Source organism: Microvirga antarctica, from assembly GCF_017921815.1.
Lineage (GTDB): Bacteria > Pseudomonadota > Alphaproteobacteria > Rhizobiales > Beijerinckiaceae > Microvirga > Microvirga antarctica.
The window spans coordinates 1,243,671-1,262,802 of the sequence record NZ_JAGEMM010000001.1 but is presented as its reverse complement, the minus strand read 5'-3'; the positions used below and the strand labels follow the sequence as shown (position 1 = coordinate 1,262,802).

Below are 19,132 nucleotides of genomic sequence, written 5' to 3'. Positions count from 1 at the left end.
CCATGGATGGCGTCGAACTCGAAATTCTCTGGTCCAATCTCATCGGCATCGTGTCGGAGCGCGCCAAGGCGCTCCAGCGCATCGCCTTCAGCCCGATCGTGCGCGAGGCAGGCGATCTCGCCTGCGCCATGTTCGACCGGCGCGGGCGCATGGTCGTCCAGGCCAATACCGGCACGCCCGGTCATATCAATTCGCTGGCGTTTGCCGGCGCCCATCTCGTGCGCATCTTCGACGGGCGTTGCGAACCCGGCGACGTTCTCGTCACGAACGATCCCTGGCTGTCGGCCGGACACTTCTTCGATATCACCGTGATGACGCCGATCTTCGACGGCGACCGGATCATCGCCTATATCGGCTCGACCATTCACCACACCGATATCGGCGGCTACGGCATCGGCGCAGGCGCCCGCGACGTCCATGAGGAGGGTTTGTGGATTCCGCCGCTGAAACTCTATAAGAAGGGCGTTCCCAACGAGGATCTGCACGCCATCATCCGAACCAATGTGCGCACGCCCGATGCGGTGTTCGGCGACCTCGCCGCGCAGGTCTCGAGCGGGCAGGCGGCGGCCGATCACCTCATCGCCATGTGCCGCCGCTATGGATTGCCCGATCTCGAGACGTTGTCCGATGAGATCATCGACCGCTCCGAGCAGGCCACCCGCGATGCCATCCGCAAGCTCAAGCCCGGCACTTATCATGGCGAGAGCCAGTTCGACGTTCCCGGCGGCGAGATCATCACGCTGAAAACCGCCGTGACGGTGGACGCGGTGGAAGGCACCATTACGGTGGATTTCGCCGGCAGCTCGCCGCAGACATCGACCGGCATCAACGTGGTGTTGAACTACACCCATGCCTACACGACCTTTGCGATCCGCAGCTGTCTCAATCCCGACCTGCCGAACAACACCGGCAGCCTTGCGCCCATTCTCGTGGAAGCACCGCTGGGATCCATCGTGAATTGCGAATATCCGGCGCCGGTCAATGCACGCCATGTGGTGGGCATGTATGTGCCGATGCCGATCCTCAAGGCGCTTCACCAGGTCATTCCAGATCGTGTTCTGGCCGAAGGTTCGGGCGCGGTCTGGACCATTCAGATCCAGGGCAAGCGTGAATCGGGTGAGTCGTTCACGTCGTCGATGTTCAACTACTCGGGCGGCATGGGCGCGCGCGCCAACAAGCCGGGCCTGAGCGCCACGTGTTATCCTACCGGCGTTGCGGCGGTTCCGATTGAAATTCTCGAAGCCGCGATGCCGATCGTTTTCGACCGCAAGGAGCTGCGTGCCGGCTCCGGCGGGGCAGGGCGCATGCGGGGGGGCGATGGCCAGAGCATCGCCTTTCACATGCGAACAGAAACGCCCTGGCTGCTGAATGCGGTGCCAAGCCGGCTCGAAATGGGCCCGGAGGGCATCGCTGGCGGTGAGCCGGGCCAACATGGACGTTTCCTCGTCAACGGCTCGTCCGTGAGCGAGGCGCGAAAGCTGACGATGAAGCCGGGAGACGTCGTTCTCCTGGAAACGCCAGGCGGTGGCGGCTTCGGCCGCGCATCGGGAACCTAACAAAAAAGAGGGAGGACATCGCATGAAGTATCATTTGATCTTGAGCGCCTTGACCGTCGGCGGCCTTGCCAGCCTCGCCGGTCCGGCAATCGCCCAGGAGCCCTTCAAGATCGGCATCTCGGCCGGCTTGACTGGCTATGCGGCAACCGTCGATCGCGCGTGGCGCGACGGCGTCGAACTGGCGGCCGCCACCATCAATGCCAAGGGCGGAATCAAGGGCCGAAAGGTCCAGATCATCGTCGAGGACAACCGCTCCGAGCCGCAGGAAGCCGTGACGGTCTACCGCAAGATGCTGAGCTCCGATGGGGTCGGCATGTTCATCAGCGGCTGCGTCTCGGCCGGCAATTTTGCAGCGGCGCCCATTCTCGTGCGGGCCGAAGTGCCGATGGTCCTGTGCTCGATCCTGCCTCAGCAGCCCGCGCAGGTGAAATGGGCCTACACCACCCTGCCGCCTGCCGGCTTCGAGGTCGAGACCCGCCTTGCCTACCTGAAAGACAAGACCCAGGTCCGCAAGATCGGCGTGCTGCATGACCCCACGCCCTACGCGAATCTGCAGAAGACGGTCGCCGAGAAGGAAGCCGCCAAATACGGGATCGAGATCGTCGGTATCGAGCAATACAAGCAGGACGATGCGGATCTCAGTGTCCAGATCAGCAAGATGAACTCGGCGGGCGCCGGCGCGATTCTGAAGATCGGCCTTGGTGGCACCACGCTGACGGCCGCAAAGAACATCAAGCAGCTCGGCCTCAACATGCTGCTCCTCACCAGCCTCGAGGATCTCGCCGTGTTCCGCCCAGTGGCCGAGGTGTTGGGCGACAAGTTCTTCTTCGTGGCGTCGCCCTCGCAGGTACGTGACGCGCTTCCTGCCGGTCCGCTCGCGACCGAGATCGATCGTTTCCTGGCGCCTTGGCGTGAGAAATACGGCGACCGCGATCCGAACTGGGCCTCGCGCGGATGGGACGGCCTGATGCTGACGGCTGCGGCTATCGAGAAAGGCGGGTCGTTCGAGGGTCCCAAGGTGCGCGACGCCATCGAGGGCCTCAGCGGCTATCAGGGCACGACAGGCGTCTATGACTTCTCGCCCGAGGTGCACCAGGGCCTGACGATCAACCCGTTCGTTCTCGGCACCATCGTGGACGGCAAGGTGAAGGTCGTCCAATAGCCATGGCGAACCCGGAGCCCATCCTGAAAGCCACGGGCCTCTCGGCGCGCTACGGGCATGTCGAGGCGCTCAAGAGCGTGGACATGCACGTGGAGGAGGCCGAACTCGTGGCGGTTCTCGGCCCGAACGGCGCGGGCAAGTCCACGCTCCTGCGGGCGATCATGGGTCTGGTCGAAACGGGCGGAACGGTTCACTTTCGCGGAAAGGCGCTGCCGCGGCACGACACGGTCGCGGTAGCCTCCCAGGGGATCATCCTCGTTCCGGAAGGGCGTGGCATCTTCGGGCCCATGTCGGTGGCCGAGAACCTGCAACTTGGCGCCTACCGGCTTCAGGGCGGCAAGGGCGAGTACGAACGCCGTCAGGCGCGGGTGTTCGAACTTTTCCCGCGTCTCAAGGAACGCCTGTCGCAGGTGGCAGGCTCCATGTCTGGCGGCGAGCAGCAGATGCTTGCCATCGGACGGGCGCTCATGGCTGACCCCAAGATTCTGCTGCTGGACGAGCCGTCTCTCGGCCTCGCCCCGCGGGTGATGACGGAGATTCTCGAGAAATTGCGCGTCCTGAACGAGCAGGGTCTTCCCATCGTGCTTGTGGAGCAGAAAGCGCCACTGGCACTCAAACTCGCCCGCCGCGCCTACCTCCTGTCACTGGGGCGCATCGTTGCAGCCATCGATCCTCGCGAGGTGCAATCTCATGACGAGCTTGCTCGCTACTACTTTGCCTAGCCGGTTCCGATGGACCGACACGCTCGCGTGGCTGCCGTGGATCATCTCGGCGGGGATCGTCGGCTATGCATTCCTGTCGGGCGGCTATGTCGTCACGCTGGTGGTGTTCGCCCTGATCTACGCCGTGTTCGTGATCGGCCTGAACATCTTCATGGGTTTTACCAACCAGGTCTCGTTCGGCCAGAACGCGTTCGCGGCGATCAGCGGTTACACCTCGGCGGTGCTGACGACGGCCTATGAATGGACGACCCTTCCGGCGATCGCCGTGGGCGTTGCGCTGGCGGTCCTGTGCGCCTTTCTCATCGGCTATCCGACCCTGCGCCTGAAGGGCCACTACCTTGCGATGGGCACGCTCGCCATCGGCCTGATCACTTACGAGATCAGCGTCGAATGGTCGTCGGTGACACAGGGCTATATGGGCATTTCCGGTATTCCGCCCCTCGGCATCGGCGCCTATGAGGTCACGTCCGACCGCGGCCAGTTGGCGCTGCTCGTTGTCATCGTCCTTATTCTCACCTTCATGTCGGCGCGAATCCGCACCTCGCGTCTGGGCCGTGCGTTCTTTGCGGTTGCCGGCAGCGAGGATGCGGCGCGCGCGCTCGGCGTTGACGTCGCGCGCTACAAGCTGGCGTCGTTCATCCTGTCGGCCGCCTGCGCTGCCCTTGCGGGTTCGCTCTTCGTCCATGTGGTGGGCTTCGTCAGTCCCGAGGTCTTCGGTCTCCACATGGTCATTCTGTCGTTCACCATGCTCTATGTGGGTGGGATCGGTACTGTCGCAGGCCCGCTTCTCGGCGCGCTGATCGTCAGCCTGCTGCCGGATACGTTCCGAGCCTTCAAGGACTATCAGGACCTGGCCTATGGGGCGGTGCTCATCCTTTTGCTGATCTATGCGCCTCGTGGGCTGGCGGCCCTGTTCGACCGCTACGTGCCCGCGAAGAAGGTGGGGGGAGCGCCGTGACGACGCTCAGTCTCAAGAACGTCACGCGCCGGTTCGGCGGCCTCGTGGCAGTCGACTCGGTGAGCTTCGATATCGGCAGCACCGGCGTCACGGCGGTCATCGGTCCCAACGGTGCCGGCAAGACGACCCTGTTCAGCCTCATCTCCGGCGCGCTCGCGCCCAGCGACGGACAGATTTTCCTCGACGGCCGCGACATCACCGGCATCCGACCCGAAGATGTGGCCGCGCGTGGGTTGATCCGCACCTTTCAGCTCGTGCAGCTGTTTCAGAACATGAGCGTCCTCGACAACGTCAAGGCCGGTCAGCATCTTCATACGCGTGGCGGTATCTTCGCGGCGCTCGCGCGACCAGGCTGGGCGCGGCGCGAAGAGACCCAGATCGAGGCCCGCGCCTGGGAACTGCTCGAATTCGTGGGTCTTTCGGATCACGCGCATGCCTTCGCCACGGCGTTGCCCTATGGCCAGCAGCGATTGCTCGAAGTCGCCCGCGCGCTCGCCGCCAAACCGAAGCTGCTTCTGCTCGATGAGCCGGCGGCGGGCCTGAATGCTGACGAAACCAAACGGTTGTCAGGCATCATCCGGCGCATTGCGGAGACCGGCACCGCGGTCCTGTTGATCGAGCACGACATGACGCTTGTCATGAACACCGCCGATGAAGTCGTCGTTCTGGATTTCGGCAAAAAGATCGCCCAGGGCCTTCCCGAGGAGGTGCAGAAGAATCCTGACGTCCTCGCGGCATATCTGGGCGGCGTGGAGATCGGCCATGGGTGATCTGTCGTTTGTTCTCCAAATCCTCGTGAGCGGCCTCGGGGTCGGTTGCGTGTATGGCCTGATCGGCATCGGCTTCTGCGTGATCTACAACGCCAGCGGCATCGTCAATTTTGCCCAGGGCGCCTTCGTCATGCTGGGTGGCATGATCACCCACGCACTCCTGCAGCGGGCAGGCCTGCCGCTTCCCCTCGCAGCAGCCATTTCCATCGTGCTCGTTGCCGCACTCGGTGTCGTGGTGGAACGCGTCGTCGTACGTCCGCTCTGGAACCGCCAGGCAACCATGTTCGTGATGATCCTCGCGACGCTGGCGGCGCAGATCGTCATCGAGCGGTTGACCCTGATCGTTGCCGGCGACCAGCCGCGGACACTGCCGGTGTTCACGGATTTGCCGCCGATCAGGATCGGCACGATCGCAATCGGCTATCAGTTTCTGTGGATCGTCGGCGGCTCGCTCACCATCGTCACCTTGCTGGCGCTGTTTTTCCGCATGACGAATACGGGCAAGGCCATGCGCGCCTGTGCGATCAATCGTGAGGCGGCCTCACTTCTCGGCATCCCCGTGTCCCGCATGCTGGCGCTTTCGTTCGCACTCAGCGCCGCTCTCGGTGCAATCGCCGGAATCCTCATCACGCCGACTCAGTACACCGCCTTCAATGTGGGTGTTCCGTTTGCCATCAGCGGCTTCATCGCGGCGATCGTCGGCGGATTCGGGCGACCCTTCGGGGCGTTCCTCGGCGGTCTGATGCTCGGGCTCGTGCAGGCCATTGCGGTCGTTTCGCTGGGCGCCGGTCTCAAGAACGTGGCCGCTCTGTCGGTCCTGCTCGTGTTCCTGTTCTTCAGGCCCTCCGGACTGCTCGGAACATCAAAATAACCTTGTGAGAAGTGGAGACACGTGATGCCCGTTGCAACAATCAATTGGAACGAGATTCCCTGGACGCCGGTTCGTGAGGGTGTCGAGCGCAAGGGCTTTACGGGCGAGGGCGCAACCGTCGCCCTCCATCGCTTGATGCCGGGTCATGAACCCAAGCCTCATAGCCACATTCACGAGCAGATCGCTTATATCATCAGCGGCACGATCCGCTTTCATGTGGGCGAAGAGGTGCATCTGATCACCGGCGGCGGGCTGATCGTCATTCCACCCAACGTCGTGCATTGGGGCGAGGTCGTGGGTGACGAGCCGGTGATCAACCTGGATGTGTTTACGCCGCAGCGTCCCGAATATGCCTGAGATGGCGATGGGGACCGACAGCGAGCCCCTGATACCATGTGGGAGCCGTGCATTTTCCCCACCATCGGAACCGTCGTCGAATTCGATTCCTATCAGGAAATCGAAGGTTCTGGGCCATTCGGGTCTCGACTGTAGGGTGGTGGATGCCGAACACGCGCCGTCTGGGAGGGAATCCCTGACGGCCGTCTGTTGTCACCTCACGCACTTGATGTGCATGTCTTCGGCGTCAGCCACTTCCCCGCTATTCCATCGTGTCCGGATGCGAGCCGACGCGCCCGGCCGGGTCATCCAGCTTTGCGATGGCCGCCATGTCGTCGGAATCCAGTGTGAAGCCGAACAGGTCGAAGTTCTCGCGGATCCGTGCGGGAGTCGTCGATTTGGGAATCACGATCAACCCGCTGTCAAGATGCCAGCGCAGCACGATCTGCGCCGGGCTTTTGCCGTGCTTTTCCGCGATCGCCGCAATGGCCGGATCGTGGAACGCGCCGCGCCCAAGGGGTGACCAGGATTCTGTTGCAATCCCGTGTTTGGCGTGGAATTCGCGCAGTTCGCGCTGCTGAAACCGGGGGTGCAATTCGATCTGGTTGAGGACTGGAGCGACTCCTGTGTCGTCCATCAGACGCTGCAGCGTGGCGACCGTGAAATTCGACACCCCGATCGATTTCGCCTTGCCTTCCTCCCGCAGCCTGATGAAGGCCCGCCATGTGTCCAGATATCTGTCGCGCTTCGGCAGGGGCCAGTGAATCAGGTAAAGATCGACTGAATCCAGCTGCAGCTTCCTGAGACTTTCAGTGCAGGCCCGCATGGTGGTGTCGAAGCCTTGCTCCTCGTTCCAGAGCTTGGTGGTGATAAAAAGCTCCGAGCGGTCCACCGGGGATTCTTGGATGGCAAGGCCGACGCCACGCTCATTCTGGTAGATCGCGGCCGTGTCGATGGAGCGGTATCCGGCAGCAATCGCCTGCTGAACGACTGAGGAGGTCTCGTCTTCGGGGATTCTCCAGACTCCGAAGCCCAATTGGGGAATCGACCGGCCGTCGCTGAGCTCTACCATGGGTTGGGTATGCATCGATTGTCCTTTTTGCTGTCGGCGCCAACTCAGGGGTTGCCGATGATAGCCCAATTGCGCCGATCGGCCACTGCCACGCTTTGCAACAGGGGCCTCCGCGCGACGGATCAGGCCGAGTCAAGACGGTCTTTGCCGAAGAATCGCCTCACGGGCATTTTACGATTGATGACGATAAGCCAACGTCGTAGGGCTATCGGCAATATTCCGGATCGTGATCGTACTGAACAAAGGACTGACGTGAAGAGCCTCAAGAAGGATTTCAACGAGAGACTGACCACTGCTGCGGACGCCAAGAAGGCATTGCTGGAGAAATTCAAGGCACGCCCGAGTGTGGACGATCCTGCGGTTGCCGAGCGCCGCGCCGAGCGCGAAGCCGTGGCCAAGGCTCGTGACCAGCGCCTCGCCGAGCGTGGAATTACGCGCGCGGCCGAGGAAAAAGCCCGGCTGGCAGCCGAAGAAAAGGCCCGTCAGGAAGCCCATGTGGCCGCCGAAACGGAAGCCGCCGAGCGCGAAGCCCGCGAAGCAGCTCTCGAAATCGAGCGAAAAGTGGCCCGGGACGCTCGCTATGCCGCCCGCAAGGCGCGCAAATAGAAAGCAATCTGGTGCCGCTTCGTGCGGCGCCATGGTATCGTGTACCGATGGACGCGATCCACCTTTCACCGGCGCTTCTCAAGACCCACGCTTCCCAAGACCCGCGCACGCTCCAGAGCTTCACGCCACCGTCTGCGTTGGATACGTCCCGAAGTCTGTCTTGCGTGTTGCTCGGAGAAAGACCGTTCGCGTCGTGGCGCTTCTATCGACCCGCGCTGTCGGTTAAAAGCCGGAACCACTTCGACCTCTCACTCATTCGCCTGATGCAACAAGGAGAACAGTCGTGACGAAGGTTTTGTACGAGATTGTAGAACACGACGGAGGCTGGGCCTACAAGGCGCAGGGTGTGTTCTCAGAGCCGTTTGCGACTCATGCGGAAGCCTTGAAGGCAGCAGAGCGCGCTGCCAGCGAGCAGCAGGCTCCCGGCGAAACGGGTCCGATCGAATACGAGGATTCCAAGGGCGAGTGGCACGAGGAAACGGCTAGCGGCAGTGATCGCCCGACGACTAGCGTAAGAGACACGAAGTAAGCGTTGATCCGCGACGCTGTCCATGTGAAAGCCCCCGCCGATGGCGGGGGCTTTTTTATATAGCGACTTCTGCGCGTCAGGCAGCTTTGACGTTGACGCGGCTCTCAGCCATGCGGCTCAAGAGAAGGTCGGTGTCCTTTTCCTCCTTGAGGGTCGCGTCGAAAAGTTTGGCGGCATCTTTCATGCCCAGCTCGTTCGCCCATGTCCTGAGCGACCCGTACCGCGTGATTTCATAATGCTCGACGGCCTGAGCGGCGGCCAGAATGCCCGCATCGAGAGCAGGGCTGTCGGCAAAGTCCTCCATGAGTTCTTTGCCTTCCTCGATGATGCCGTTGATCGCCTCGCAGGCAACGCCGCGCGCTGGCTTGCCCAGCATCTTGAACACCTCTTCGAGTCGCTCGATCTGCCCTTGGGTTTGCTCGCGATGGGTTTCGAACGCTGCCTTGAGTTCCTCCGATTCGGCATTCTTGGCCATTTTGGGAAGCGCCTTCAGGATCTGCTTCTCGGCGTAGTAGATGTCCTTGAGCGTGTGAAGGAAAAGGTCGTCGAGCGTTTTTTCAGTCTTTGCCATTCTGGGCTCCTGTCGCGGGTGTCGATCGCCTCATCAACTTCCCGCGACCAAGCCGGTTCCGCGTCGAAACCGAACGTTCGCCCACACTATTTTAAAAGACCGGCGTTGCGCAGGGCGCGATTGATGATGGCCCCGACATCGAACCGCTCCGGTGTCTCGACTTTGCGTTCGACACGTTCCCGGGTCGCTGTCGTCGGCCGGGCAAGCGTCGCCACGTCGGTTGAGACGCCGGTCGATTGAACCCTCGACGGGGCTGGCGCCGGCGCGGAAGTTTGTTCCGGAACTGTCGCGATCCCCCAGAACTGGGCAATGCGCAGGCTCGACGACAAGCCGGCCTCGAGGAGAAAAGGCGCTGCCGCGCCGAACTGGTCGTCCCCACTGCCGGTGTCGAGGGGCGTGCCATGGCCAAGGCCCGGGACGATATACTCTTCGACGACCGGTTTCCCATCGGCAGCGGACCACGCTCGTCTTGTGTAGAGGTCATGAGGCTCGACGAGATCCGGTTTCTGGCCAGTTCCGTGGAGCTCGGTCCATTGCTTGGCGATTTCCGCGGCGTTGATCGGATCGACCGTCCGGTCGTCCGCGCCGTGCCAGATGGACACCTTCGGCCATGGCCCTTTGTGCTGGGAGGCTTGGCGGACAAGGGCGGCCCAGTCCCGGGACGGCAAGGTCCGGGCTTCGGACATCACTTTGAACGCGCCCGGAATGTCGGTAGCGCTCTGATAAGGCAGTCCTGCAATGACGGCGCCCCCCGCAAAAACCTCGGGATAGGTCGCCAGCATGGCGGACGTCATGGCGCCGCCGGCCGACAGGCCGGTGATGAAGACGCGCGAGGGGTCGATCCGGCAATCCGCGACGGTCCGCGAAATCATTTCGCGGATGGACGTGACTTCGCCGGCACCGCGCGTGGTGTCGCCGGGCAAGAACCAGTTGAAGCAGAGATTGGGATTGTTGGTGCGGCGCTGTTCCGGCATGAGAAGACAGAAGCCGAAGCGGTCCGCGAGTTCCACCCAGCCGGCACCATCCGCATAGGCCGCTGCCCGTTGCGTGCAGCCATGCAGAACAACGACGAGAGCGGCGTTCGCCCGCATGTCGGGTGGCGAATAGCGAAACATTCGCAGGTTTCCGGGATTTGGGCCGGTCTCGTCGATCTCGTCCAAAATGCCCGCGCCCCTGACTTCGGGCACAGTGGTGGGCTCCATCCCATCAGAAAGATTGGAACGCCACGACGCCTGCTGCCTCAAAAGATCTGCAACTGTATTACCAAGTCCGGCCATTATGCTCATCCTCAATCGGGTGACAACACTAGGCGACCGGATCAGTTGCTGCACTGCACAATTTTTTGTGGCGTAAGAGGCGGACTGGACACTATGTCTCAGGTGCTGGTCGAACGAGAGCCGCCGATTCCGTCTTCACCTGCGAGACCCATCAGCTCGGCCAGACGATTTCTGGCACGGTTCACCCGGCTTTTGACCGTGCCGACCGCGCAGCCAAGAGCAGCCGCCGCTTCATCGTATGACATCCCCTCCGCCCCAACGAGAATGATCACGTCCCGCTGGTCGGGCGAGAGACGGGCGAGGGCGGCCTGCAGATCCTGGTGAACCAGTTTGTCATGCTGGTCCGGAATCGTCACGAGAGTGGCCGCGTGAGCGCCGTCCGCGTCTTCGACCTCGCGCCCCTTCTTGCGATGGGTCGAGAAGAAGTTGTTCCGCAGGATGGTGAACAGCCATGCCCGGAGGTTCGTGCCCTCCTGGAAACTCTCTCGCTTGCTCAAGGCCTTCAGGACCGTGTCCTGCACAAGGTCTTCGGCGCGGTCGATATTCTTCGTGAGCGAAATCGCGAACCCTCGCAGGTTCGGGATGCTGCTCATGATGCCGTCGATAAAGGCTTGGTCGACAGGCTCCTGATGGGCGCGGATCACTTGCGAGACACGCGCCAGCAACTGAGTCAGGTCGCGCGGAATTTTCTGGGCGGTCGGATCCCCATAGAGCGCGCGCAACTGCTCGCCGAGGTGAGCCTGGATCTCGGGGTTCAGGTTTGCGGCCACAGCTTGGATATCCCCATTGTCGTTCTTGCGAGTCATCCTCTAGAAATGGTGAGAGCTTGGCGGATAGCAACCACTTTTGCGCCCGTCAGGGACGCAATGAGCATGATTTCGATGCGTCCGGCAGGCGCATGGCGCGCGCGCTGTGAGAAAGGGGACTTTCTCGTCCCTCATCGCTTCGCGATGCTGCCAACGACCTCGGGCTCCGGCAGGCCGGCGTCCGGCTCCAGAAACGTGACAACCACGCCTGGCTGCACCAGCTTTGCCAGTTCACGCACATCCCAATTGGTCAGACGAACGCAGCCATGGCTGTTGGTCTTGTCGATCTTGTTGGGCGATGGCGTCCCGTGGATGCCGTAGGTCGGCTTGTCGAGCCCGATCCATGCGCTCCCCACAGGGTTGTTGGGACCGGGCGCAAGGCGCAGCGCCTGGGTGTTGTTGCCCTGCTGAAAATTCACCTTCGGCCTGTACCAATATTCCGGGTCGGTCGCGATGGTCCTGACCAGATGCGTGCCCACGGGAGACGGCAGATCGCTGCTGCCGATGGTCGCCGGATAGGACACCACCAGCGTCCCACTCGCATCGAAGCCGAGAAGACGTCGCTTGCCCTTGTCGGCAATGAGCCGCACGACCTTTGCCGAGGCAGGCCCTGCAACATTGGCCACAATGATCGCCGTTCCGGCTTCGGACAGATTGGCACTCGGATTCAGTTGCCGGAGCAAGTCCTCGCTCATGTGAAATTTCTCGGCGAGCAGTTCGAGCGGATCGCGATAGGCAAGGCGCTCCAGCTTTGCCATCTCGGCATAATCCTTCGGCATGTCAGGCACGAACGGACCTGCGACATCCTCGGGTTTGATCGTGTAGGTCGTGAGTGGGGGTGCAGGGTGGGTCAGCGTGAGCGTGCTCCACACCTGTTGGTCGAGCACTCCGTCGGCTAGCAGACCCAGCATCGCCTCGACGGCCGCAACGGCTTTTGCAACATTGTCGCCGTTATAGCCATCGATCACACCCGGTGAGGCATGTGCGCGATCAAGCATGACCTGCAATCGCAGGATCATCGCACTCTGTTCGCCGATCCCGAGAGGCGCGGTCGCCAGTGCCTGGACTTCGGAACCGGCGATCAATTCGGTGGCGGTGAGCCTGGGTTTTGGCGGAGCCTTCTGTTGTTCGATCAGCGCGCCGATGGGATCCTGCCGTGGCTCGGGCTGCGTCGTCAGCAGTGGCGCTTGCAACGGCGCTATCTGCACCACCGGGTTCGGCTCCAGCAAGCGCATCTCCGGCTGCGCGTGTGCGGGACCTGAGAGGAAATACGCCGCGGTAATGAACAGGACGGTCTTGAGTCTGACACTCATCGAAGGGCTCACGGATGATCGCAAAGCCACACGCTAACGACCTCCGTTTAAGGCGCCGTTAATGCTAACAGAACTCGATCAGACCGCATAACAGCGTTACATCGGGTTTGGCGAAAACGGAACGACGGCGCGCGTTTTGCGGCGTTTGCCGACAGGTCGAAACGTCCTGTTAAGGCTAAAGCGATGTCGCACCTGAACCGATCGGAAGACTGGCGGTTTGATCACCAATCGGCCATTAGATTTCGCCACAATCACAAAAATTCCGCAATGATGCCGCTGTCTGCGGCCGTTGGAGAACTGGATGCATCGATCGCCGTGGCGCCAAGCGCTCTCATTGTCAGCATGTCTTGTGGCGTACATTGCCGTTTTTGAGAGAAGCGAAGCGCAGGCCCTCGACCTTTTTGGATGGTTCGGTTCCAAGGAAACGCCACCGACGCCATCGGCGCAATCCCTTCCGTACGTTGTGACGTTCGCGGTTGAAGGCGATGCCAAGGCTGTCGAGCAGACATTGAAGGATACATCCGGGCTGTATCGCCTGCGCAACGAGCCGCCGGCCGAAGGCGATTCCCTTGCGCGGCGCGCCCAGGCGGATTTCGGCCCGCTTCTCGATGCCCTTTGGGGACTGGGATATTACAACGCGACACTGTCCTTCGACGTCGCCGGAACGGCCTTGACCCTCGGCGAGGATCCCGGCCGTGCTGCTCGGGCTGCCAATGCCTACCGTGCGCGGGACGTGGTGCCCATCGCCGTGCGTGTGCAGACCGGACCGCTCTTCGCGTTGCGCGCCATTGCGACAAACGATGCGCAGACGCGGCTTCCCTTTACAGCGCAGGAATTGCCTCCGAAGGTTGTGGGCTTGTCGGCCGGCGATCCGGCCCGTTCGGCGGATCTCAGGGCTGCACAGGCGCGCATGGTGGATCATTTTCGGGCGCAGTCACGTCCGCTGGCCAAAGCCGTCTCGATCGATCCGATCGTCTTTCACCCCCAGCGGATCATGGATGTCGCATTCGCGATCGCACCGGGGCCAGTGGCTCCCATCGGGCCGATCACGGTCACCGGCGCGGAGACTGTCGACCCGGCGGTGATCCGGTCCTTCGTCTATGCCGAACAAGGCGATCCGTATTCGCCGAAGGCCATCGCCGATATGCGCAAATCCGTCGGGCGGATTCAGGCGCTCGGGTCGGTCCGCATTCGAGAAGCTGAGACCCTCGACGCCAATGGCCAATTGCCTGTCTTCGTTGAAGTGACAGAGAGAAAGCCGCGTGTGGTGGGCTTTTCGGCGCGCTACTCCACCATCGACGGGCCGGCTCTGCATGGATATTGGGAACATCGCAACCTGTTCGGCGGTGCGGAGCGCCTGCGGTTGGAATCCGATATCTTTCTCGCGCCCCGCAATGACGGGACACGGATCAAACGGTTCGACGACATTGAGCCATCCGACATCGGCGGTCGGTTCAAGGCGAGCTTCCTCAAGCCGGCGCTTTACGGAACGCGCAACGACCTGCTGATCGATGGAACGCTTGAGCGCGATCGCACCGGTGGCGACCGCTTCGGCGGCTACACCAGCCGTTTCGCGGATCTGACCGGTTTCATCCGACACCGATTCAGCGATACCTTCTCGGTTCAGGGCGGCCTGCAGGTGCAGAAGGGCCAGACGAGCGACGTGCTTGGGCAGGTCGATTACCTCGTCGTCGGCACGCCGGTATCGGTTACCTACGATTCCACCGACAAGCCGCTCGACCCCTCGCGCGGCATGCGCCTGACTGCGTCGGTTGTTCCCTACCCGACATTTTTCGGCTCCACGGTGGGCATGACGGTGAGCAAGGCCTCGGCCTCGGCGTATTATTCCCTTGACGAGGATTCTCGCTACATTCTCGCCGGCCGCATCGGATTTGGATCGATCGTTGGCGCGTCGCTTGAGGATATCCCGGCGAATTTCCGGTTCTTCGCCGGCGGCGGCGGTTCGGTGCGTGGCTTCCGCTATCAGAGCATCGGCCCGCAGGGACCGTTCGGCTTTGTTGTGGGCGGCCGCAGCCTGCTCGAGGGTTCTCTCGAGGCACGCATCAAGGTCACCGATACGATCGGAATCGTGCCGTTCGTGGATGCGGGCGGGGCGTTCGATTCCGGCTTTCCGGATTTCGAAGACAAGATGCGGTTCTCGGCCGGACTCGGACTGCGCTATTATACGGCCATTGGACCCATTCGGCTCGATGTGGCAGCGCCGCTCGATCGCCGACCCGGCGATAAGCCAGTCTCCATTTATGTCAGCATCGGTCAGGCCTTTTGATGATGCGTCGTTTTTTCATTCCCTCCGTCCTCGTGGCCGCGTTTGCGATCTTTCTCGCGCTCACTCTTGGTACGAAGAGCGACGAAGCCGACAAGGGATTTCTCTCCGGCTTGATCTCGCGCGCCTTGTCGACGCCCTCCACCCAGGTGTCGATCGGCGACGTCGAAGGCGCGCTCTCGTCAGACGCCACCATTCGCAACATCACCATCTCCGATAAGGATGGGGTCTGGTTCCGGCTGGATCGCGTGCGCTTCGTCTGGCGACGTCTCGCACTCCTCTCGCGACGCCTCGAGGTGGACAAGCTGGAGATCGGAAAGCTCGAGATCCTGCGCCGCCCCATTGCGTCCGATGAGACAGTTCCAGGCGCTGACCAGCCTCTCCTGCCCGAACTACCCGTCAAAGTTCAGATTGCCGATTTTCTTCTGCGGGAGTTGGTGCTCGGCGAGCCCGTCATTGGCACCGCTGCGCAGCTCACAGCGTCTGGCGCTGCCTCGCTGGGCGACCCGAAGGAAGGTTTGACGTTGCGTTTTGACGGACGGCGTCTCGATGCGCCGGGAACGCTTGCGGCCCGCCTCAACTACGCGGCTGAAAAGCTCGATCTGACGTTGGCACTCGATGAGCCTGCGGGGGGAATTCTGTCGCGCGCGGCGAACATCCCAGGTCTGCCGCCCGTCAAGCTTGATCTCGCGGGAACCGGCACGCTGGATGCGTTCGGCGCCACGCTCAACTTCAATGCGGGCAACACGATTGGTGCAACAGGAGAGGCCAACCTCAAGCGGCAGGGTGCGTTCCGGCACTTGGTACTCGATCTGAATGCGCAGATCGAGGGCCTGTTGCCGGCCCCGGTCGCGCCGGTCTTTGCGGGTACGACGGAACTCGACAGCGTGACGATCTTTGCCGATGACGGAAAGATCACCATTCCGCAATTCTCGATCGTGTCGCGCACGGCGCGGCTCGACGCGACCGGCACCATGGCGGCGGATCGCAGTGTCGATCTCAGGCTCTCGGCCCGTGCGGTTCCCACCGGACAGGACAAGACCGTTGCGGGCTTGGCGGAGATCAAGACCCTGGTGTTTAACGGATCTGTCGCCGGCCAGTTGTCGTCGCCACAGATCAGGGGCGATCTCGAAGCGGAGCAGGTAAGCCTGCCGTCTGGCCGGCTTGGGAAGCTCGACGCGACCTTCTCGGTCCTGCCCAACGGCCCGCTCTCTGAGCCCGCCACGCGCATCGCCATCGCGGCCGACGCGAAGGCGAGCGGCGTCGCGCTGTCGGATCCCGCTCTGGCGCGTGCCGTTGGCGATCAAATCAGCTTGGTCATCCGCGCGACAGCGTCTCCCGACGGCACCGCCGATGTGGAGACGGCGCAGCTCACGAGCCCATCGGTGAATGCGCGCTATTCAGGAAAGCTCGGCTCCGAGGATGCGCTCGGCGCGCTCGTGGTGAATGCGCCCGACCTCGCGCGGTTCGGCGACCTGGCATCCTTGAGGCTGCGCGGTGCCCTTGCTCTCGATGCGCAGGTCCAGGGTCTGCTCTCGAAGGCGCCGGTGAATGCCACCATCGATGCGAAGGTCACCACGTTTTCGACAGGCCTTGCCGCTGTCGATGGGTTGTCAGGTGGTGTCGTCTCTCTGAAGGGCGGTGTTCGCATGTTGCCGAAGGGTGGCTTCGGATTCAGCGATCTGCGCCTGTCAGGCGCGCACGCCTCGGCCCGTCTCGACGGTGCGGCCACGGCCGAGAACGTCGCCGTCGACGCGGCCGTCGACCTGCCCGATCTGCGCCTCGCTGACCGGCGACTGTCGGGGCAGGGGTCGATCACCGCGAAGGTCACGGGACGTCTGGAGCGTCCCGATGCGACACTCCATGCGGAGATGCGCAATGGGACGGCGCTTGGCCGTCCGATCCCGCAACTCGCCATCGACGCCAGCGGGACAGACCTCCTGGGCCTCATCGATCTGCGCACGACGCTAGCGGGCACGGTGGATGGGAAACCGGCCAATGGCACCTTGCGCCTTGCCAAACGCGCAGAAGGCGGATGGCATCTGGACGGCCTCGCCCTGAAAGTGGGATCGGCTCAGGTCGCCGGTCAATTCACTCTCGACGCTGCGCAGCTCGCGGTGGGCCGCCTCAGCATCGACGCGCGCAATCTCGACGATCTGTCACCCCTCGTGCTCACCCGTCTGGGTGGCGACATACGGGCGGAGATGGGCTTCGATGCGCCCGAAGGCAAACAGAACATGCAGCTCGACGCGAGTGGTCAGCGTCTGCGCATCGGCGACGCGACAGTCGATCGACTGTCGGCCAAAGCCACACTTGCCGATATCTATGCAAAGCCGATCATCGATGCTGCCATCAGCGCAAACCAGGCCGTTGTCGGCGGCGAAACCTTTTCGCAGATCCGCCTGGACGCGAAGGGCAGCGCGTCCGCAAGCGATGTGGTTCTGGCCGCTCGCGCCCGCGGGTTCGATATTGATGCCCGCGGACGGCTCGTTCCCGACAGCCCGGTGCGTTTCGAGCTTGCAGCCTTCACGGCCCGGCGTGATCGTCGGCAGATCGCTCTCGCGAACCCCGCAACGATCAGCTTCGGCAACGGCGCTGTGATCATCGACAATCTCGACATCGCGGTTGATGGCGGAACGGTCAGCGTCGACGGGCGCGCCGGCGCGACGCTCGATCTTCGCCTGGCCGCAAAGGCGGTGCCGCTCTCGGCCGCCGATATCCTCATGCCCGGCACGGGTCTTTCGGGAACGCTCGAGGGGACGGCGCAGATTGGCGGCACCGGTGCCGCGCCGACAGGTGATTGGCGCGTACGCGTGTCTCGTCTCGTGGCCGCGCAAGCCCGCGGTCTCGGTGCGCCTCCGATCGAGATCGCAGCGCAGGGGCGTCTGTCCGGCGGAGCGACGACTGTCGACGGCACCATCACGGCCGGAAAGGCCGGCACATTCCGCCTCAATGGCAGCGTTCCGCTCAGCCCACAGGGAAATCTCGACGTGTCGGCGAAGGGTCGCCTCGACCTGTCGGTCGCGAACGGATTCCTGTCCGTATCCGGTCGTCAGGTGAGCGGCGCAGCGACCATCGACGTCCGGGCCACCGGTGCGCTGACCCAACCTGCGGTCAACGGCTCGGTGGTGATCAGCGGTGGAAGCTTTCGTGATGCGCTGCAGGGCATCCGGCTCGACAATATCCAGGGTCGCCTGAGCGCGCGCGGCACGGATCTCGTCATCGAGTCGTTCTCGGCATCGACCCGCAACAGCGGTACGCTGTCGGCCAGTGGCCGCGTGCGGCTTGATCCCGCCGCGGGCTTCCCGGGGGATATCCGGATCACAGGCCAGAAGGCGGAACTTGTGTCCAACGATCTGGTCCAGGCGGTGGCCGATCTGTCGCTTGCCCTGTCGGGACCGCTGTCGCAGAACCCTCGTGTTGCAGGCCAGGTCCGGATTGTCTCCCTTGACGTCACGGTACCCGAGCGGCTGCCGACGACGGTGCGCCCGATCCCGGGCACGAAGCATATCAAGCCGCCGCCGATCGTTGCGAAACGCCTGGCCATGGAGGCGCAGGCGCGGGCGACGTCCCGCCGCGCCTCGCCGTTCAACGCCGTCCTCGACCTCACCCTCAGCGCTCCCAACCGAATCTACGTGCGTGGGCGCGGGATCGATGCGGAGCTCGGGGGTGATCTTCGGCTCTCCGGCACCCTGCAGGATCCGATCGCCATCGGTGCCTTCGAGCTGCGACGGGGACGCCTGACAGTCGTCGGCACGCGCCTCGACTTCACCCGCGGCCTCCTCACCTTCACCGGCGACCTGACGCCGGAACTGGATTTCGTGGCAGAAACCAACGCCGGCGAGGTCACCGCCCGGGTCTCTGTCTCGGGCACCGCGCGAGAGCCGCAATTCGCTTTCTCGTCGGATCCGGATCTGCCGCAGGACGAGGTTCTGTCGCGGATCCTCTTCTCGAAGGCGTCAGGTGGCTTGTCGGTGACGCAGGCGCTCACCCTCGCGCAAGCGGCGGCCCAATTCTCCGGGGGCGGCGGCGACGATGTTTTCGAAAGCCTGCGGAAATCCCTCGGCGTGCAAGGGCTTGATATCTCGCTCGGTGCCGAGGGCGGGCCTGCCATCGGGATCTCGCGTGCGATCAGCGACCGGGTCAGCGTGGGCGTGAAGGCCGGCGCCTCGACATCGGAGACCGGTGTATCGGTCGATATCGATGTCACGCGACGGGTGCGAATCCAGGGCGAGGTCGGCGCAGACGGCAACACCTCGCTGGGGGTCGGTGCCGAATGGGAATACTGAGCGGCTCAAG

The 19,132-nt window shown here is 63.0% G+C and carries 16 protein-coding genes; 11 read left to right on the top strand and 5 right to left on the bottom strand.

Features of this window, described 5'->3' with window-relative positions:
- Positions 1-2 precede the first annotated feature (2 nt).
- Genes J4G32_RS06135 through J4G32_RS06105 form a run of 7 tightly spaced genes read left to right on the top strand, consistent with a single transcriptional unit; the run spans position 3 to position 6,396 of the window.
- Entirely contained in the window at positions 3-1,556 is a 1,554-nt protein-coding gene (locus J4G32_RS06135) for a hydantoinase B/oxoprolinase family protein (RefSeq protein ID WP_210485218.1), read from the top strand.
- A gap of 22 nt (positions 1,557-1,578) precedes the next feature.
- Positions 1,579-2,718 carry an ABC transporter substrate-binding protein gene (locus J4G32_RS06130; protein ID WP_210485217.1) on the top strand — a complete coding sequence of 380 codons (1,140 nt, stop codon included), beginning with the start codon at positions 1,579-1,581 and terminating at the stop codon, positions 2,716-2,718.
- A gap of 2 nt (positions 2,719-2,720) precedes the next feature.
- Positions 2,721-3,440: an ABC transporter ATP-binding protein gene (locus J4G32_RS06125; RefSeq protein WP_210485216.1), complete on the top strand. Its 720-nt coding sequence runs from the start codon at positions 2,721-2,723 to the stop codon at positions 3,438-3,440.
- A complete protein-coding gene (locus tag J4G32_RS06120) occupies positions 3,409-4,398 on the top strand; it encodes a branched-chain amino acid ABC transporter permease (protein ID WP_210485215.1) in 990 nt (329 codons plus the stop codon). The genes J4G32_RS06125 and J4G32_RS06120 overlap by 32 nt, the downstream gene beginning before the upstream one ends.
- Entirely contained in the window at positions 4,395-5,168 is a 774-nt protein-coding gene (locus J4G32_RS06115; RefSeq protein ID WP_210485214.1) for an ABC transporter ATP-binding protein, read from the top strand. Before J4G32_RS06120 ends, J4G32_RS06115 begins: the two co-directional genes overlap by 4 nt.
- A complete protein-coding gene (locus tag J4G32_RS06110) occupies positions 5,161-6,039 on the top strand; it encodes a branched-chain amino acid ABC transporter permease (protein WP_210485213.1) in 879 nt (292 codons plus the stop codon). Before J4G32_RS06115 ends, J4G32_RS06110 begins: the two co-directional genes overlap by 8 nt.
- Before the next feature lie 24 nt (positions 6,040-6,063).
- On the top strand, positions 6,064-6,396 hold the full coding sequence (locus J4G32_RS06105) for a cupin domain-containing protein (RefSeq protein WP_246504778.1): 333 nt from the start codon (positions 6,064-6,066) through the stop codon (positions 6,394-6,396).
- Positions 6,397-6,637: 241 nt separating this feature from the next.
- Here J4G32_RS06105 and J4G32_RS06100 read toward each other — a convergent pair whose 3' ends face one another.
- Entirely contained in the window at positions 6,638-7,462 is an 825-nt protein-coding gene (locus J4G32_RS06100) for an aldo/keto reductase (protein WP_210485211.1), read from the bottom strand.
- A gap of 237 nt (positions 7,463-7,699) precedes the next feature.
- On the opposite strand from J4G32_RS06100, the gene J4G32_RS06095 reads away from it, so the two are divergent.
- Together J4G32_RS06095 and J4G32_RS06090 are read left to right on the top strand one after the other, a co-directional pair.
- On the top strand, positions 7,700-8,053 hold the full coding sequence (locus J4G32_RS06095) for a DUF6481 family protein (protein WP_210485529.1): 354 nt from the start codon (positions 7,700-7,702) through the stop codon (positions 8,051-8,053).
- A gap of 283 nt (positions 8,054-8,336) precedes the next feature.
- Positions 8,337-8,582 (top strand): DUF2188 domain-containing protein, encoded by a 246-nt coding sequence (locus J4G32_RS06090; protein ID WP_210485210.1) that lies wholly within the window; start codon positions 8,337-8,339, stop codon positions 8,580-8,582.
- 76 nt (positions 8,583-8,658) lie between these two features.
- Here J4G32_RS06090 and J4G32_RS06085 read toward each other — a convergent pair whose 3' ends face one another.
- The 4 genes from J4G32_RS06085 to J4G32_RS06070 all read right to left on the bottom strand — a co-directional run bounded on the left by J4G32_RS06085 (position 8,659) and on the right by J4G32_RS06070 (position 12,549).
- A complete protein-coding gene (locus J4G32_RS06085) occupies positions 8,659-9,153 on the bottom strand; it encodes a YciE/YciF ferroxidase family protein (protein ID WP_210485209.1) in 495 nt (164 codons plus the stop codon).
- An 86-nt stretch (positions 9,154-9,239) separates the two neighbouring features.
- Positions 9,240-10,340 (bottom strand): extracellular catalytic domain type 1 short-chain-length polyhydroxyalkanoate depolymerase, encoded by a 1,101-nt coding sequence (locus J4G32_RS06080; RefSeq protein WP_210485208.1) that lies wholly within the window; start codon positions 10,338-10,340, stop codon positions 9,240-9,242.
- 188 nt (positions 10,341-10,528) lie between these two features.
- Positions 10,529-11,200, bottom strand: coding sequence for a sigma-70 family RNA polymerase sigma factor (locus J4G32_RS06075; RefSeq protein ID WP_343232593.1), 672 nt, complete (start codon positions 11,198-11,200; stop codon positions 10,529-10,531).
- A gap of 167 nt (positions 11,201-11,367) precedes the next feature.
- Positions 11,368-12,549 (bottom strand): L,D-transpeptidase, encoded by a 1,182-nt coding sequence (locus J4G32_RS06070; protein WP_210485206.1) that lies wholly within the window; start codon positions 12,547-12,549, stop codon positions 11,368-11,370.
- A 349-nt stretch (positions 12,550-12,898) separates the two neighbouring features.
- Between J4G32_RS06070 and J4G32_RS06065 the strand changes: the two genes are divergently transcribed.
- Complete coding sequence (locus J4G32_RS06065; RefSeq protein ID WP_343232592.1) at positions 12,899-14,836, top strand: autotransporter assembly complex protein TamA; 1,938 nt, start codon at positions 12,899-12,901, stop codon at positions 14,834-14,836.
- Positions 14,836-19,122: a translocation/assembly module TamB domain-containing protein gene (locus tag J4G32_RS06060; protein ID WP_210485204.1), complete on the top strand. Its 4,287-nt coding sequence runs from the start codon at positions 14,836-14,838 to the stop codon at positions 19,120-19,122. Before J4G32_RS06065 ends, J4G32_RS06060 begins: the two co-directional genes overlap by 1 nt.
- Positions 19,123-19,132 lie beyond the last annotated feature (10 nt).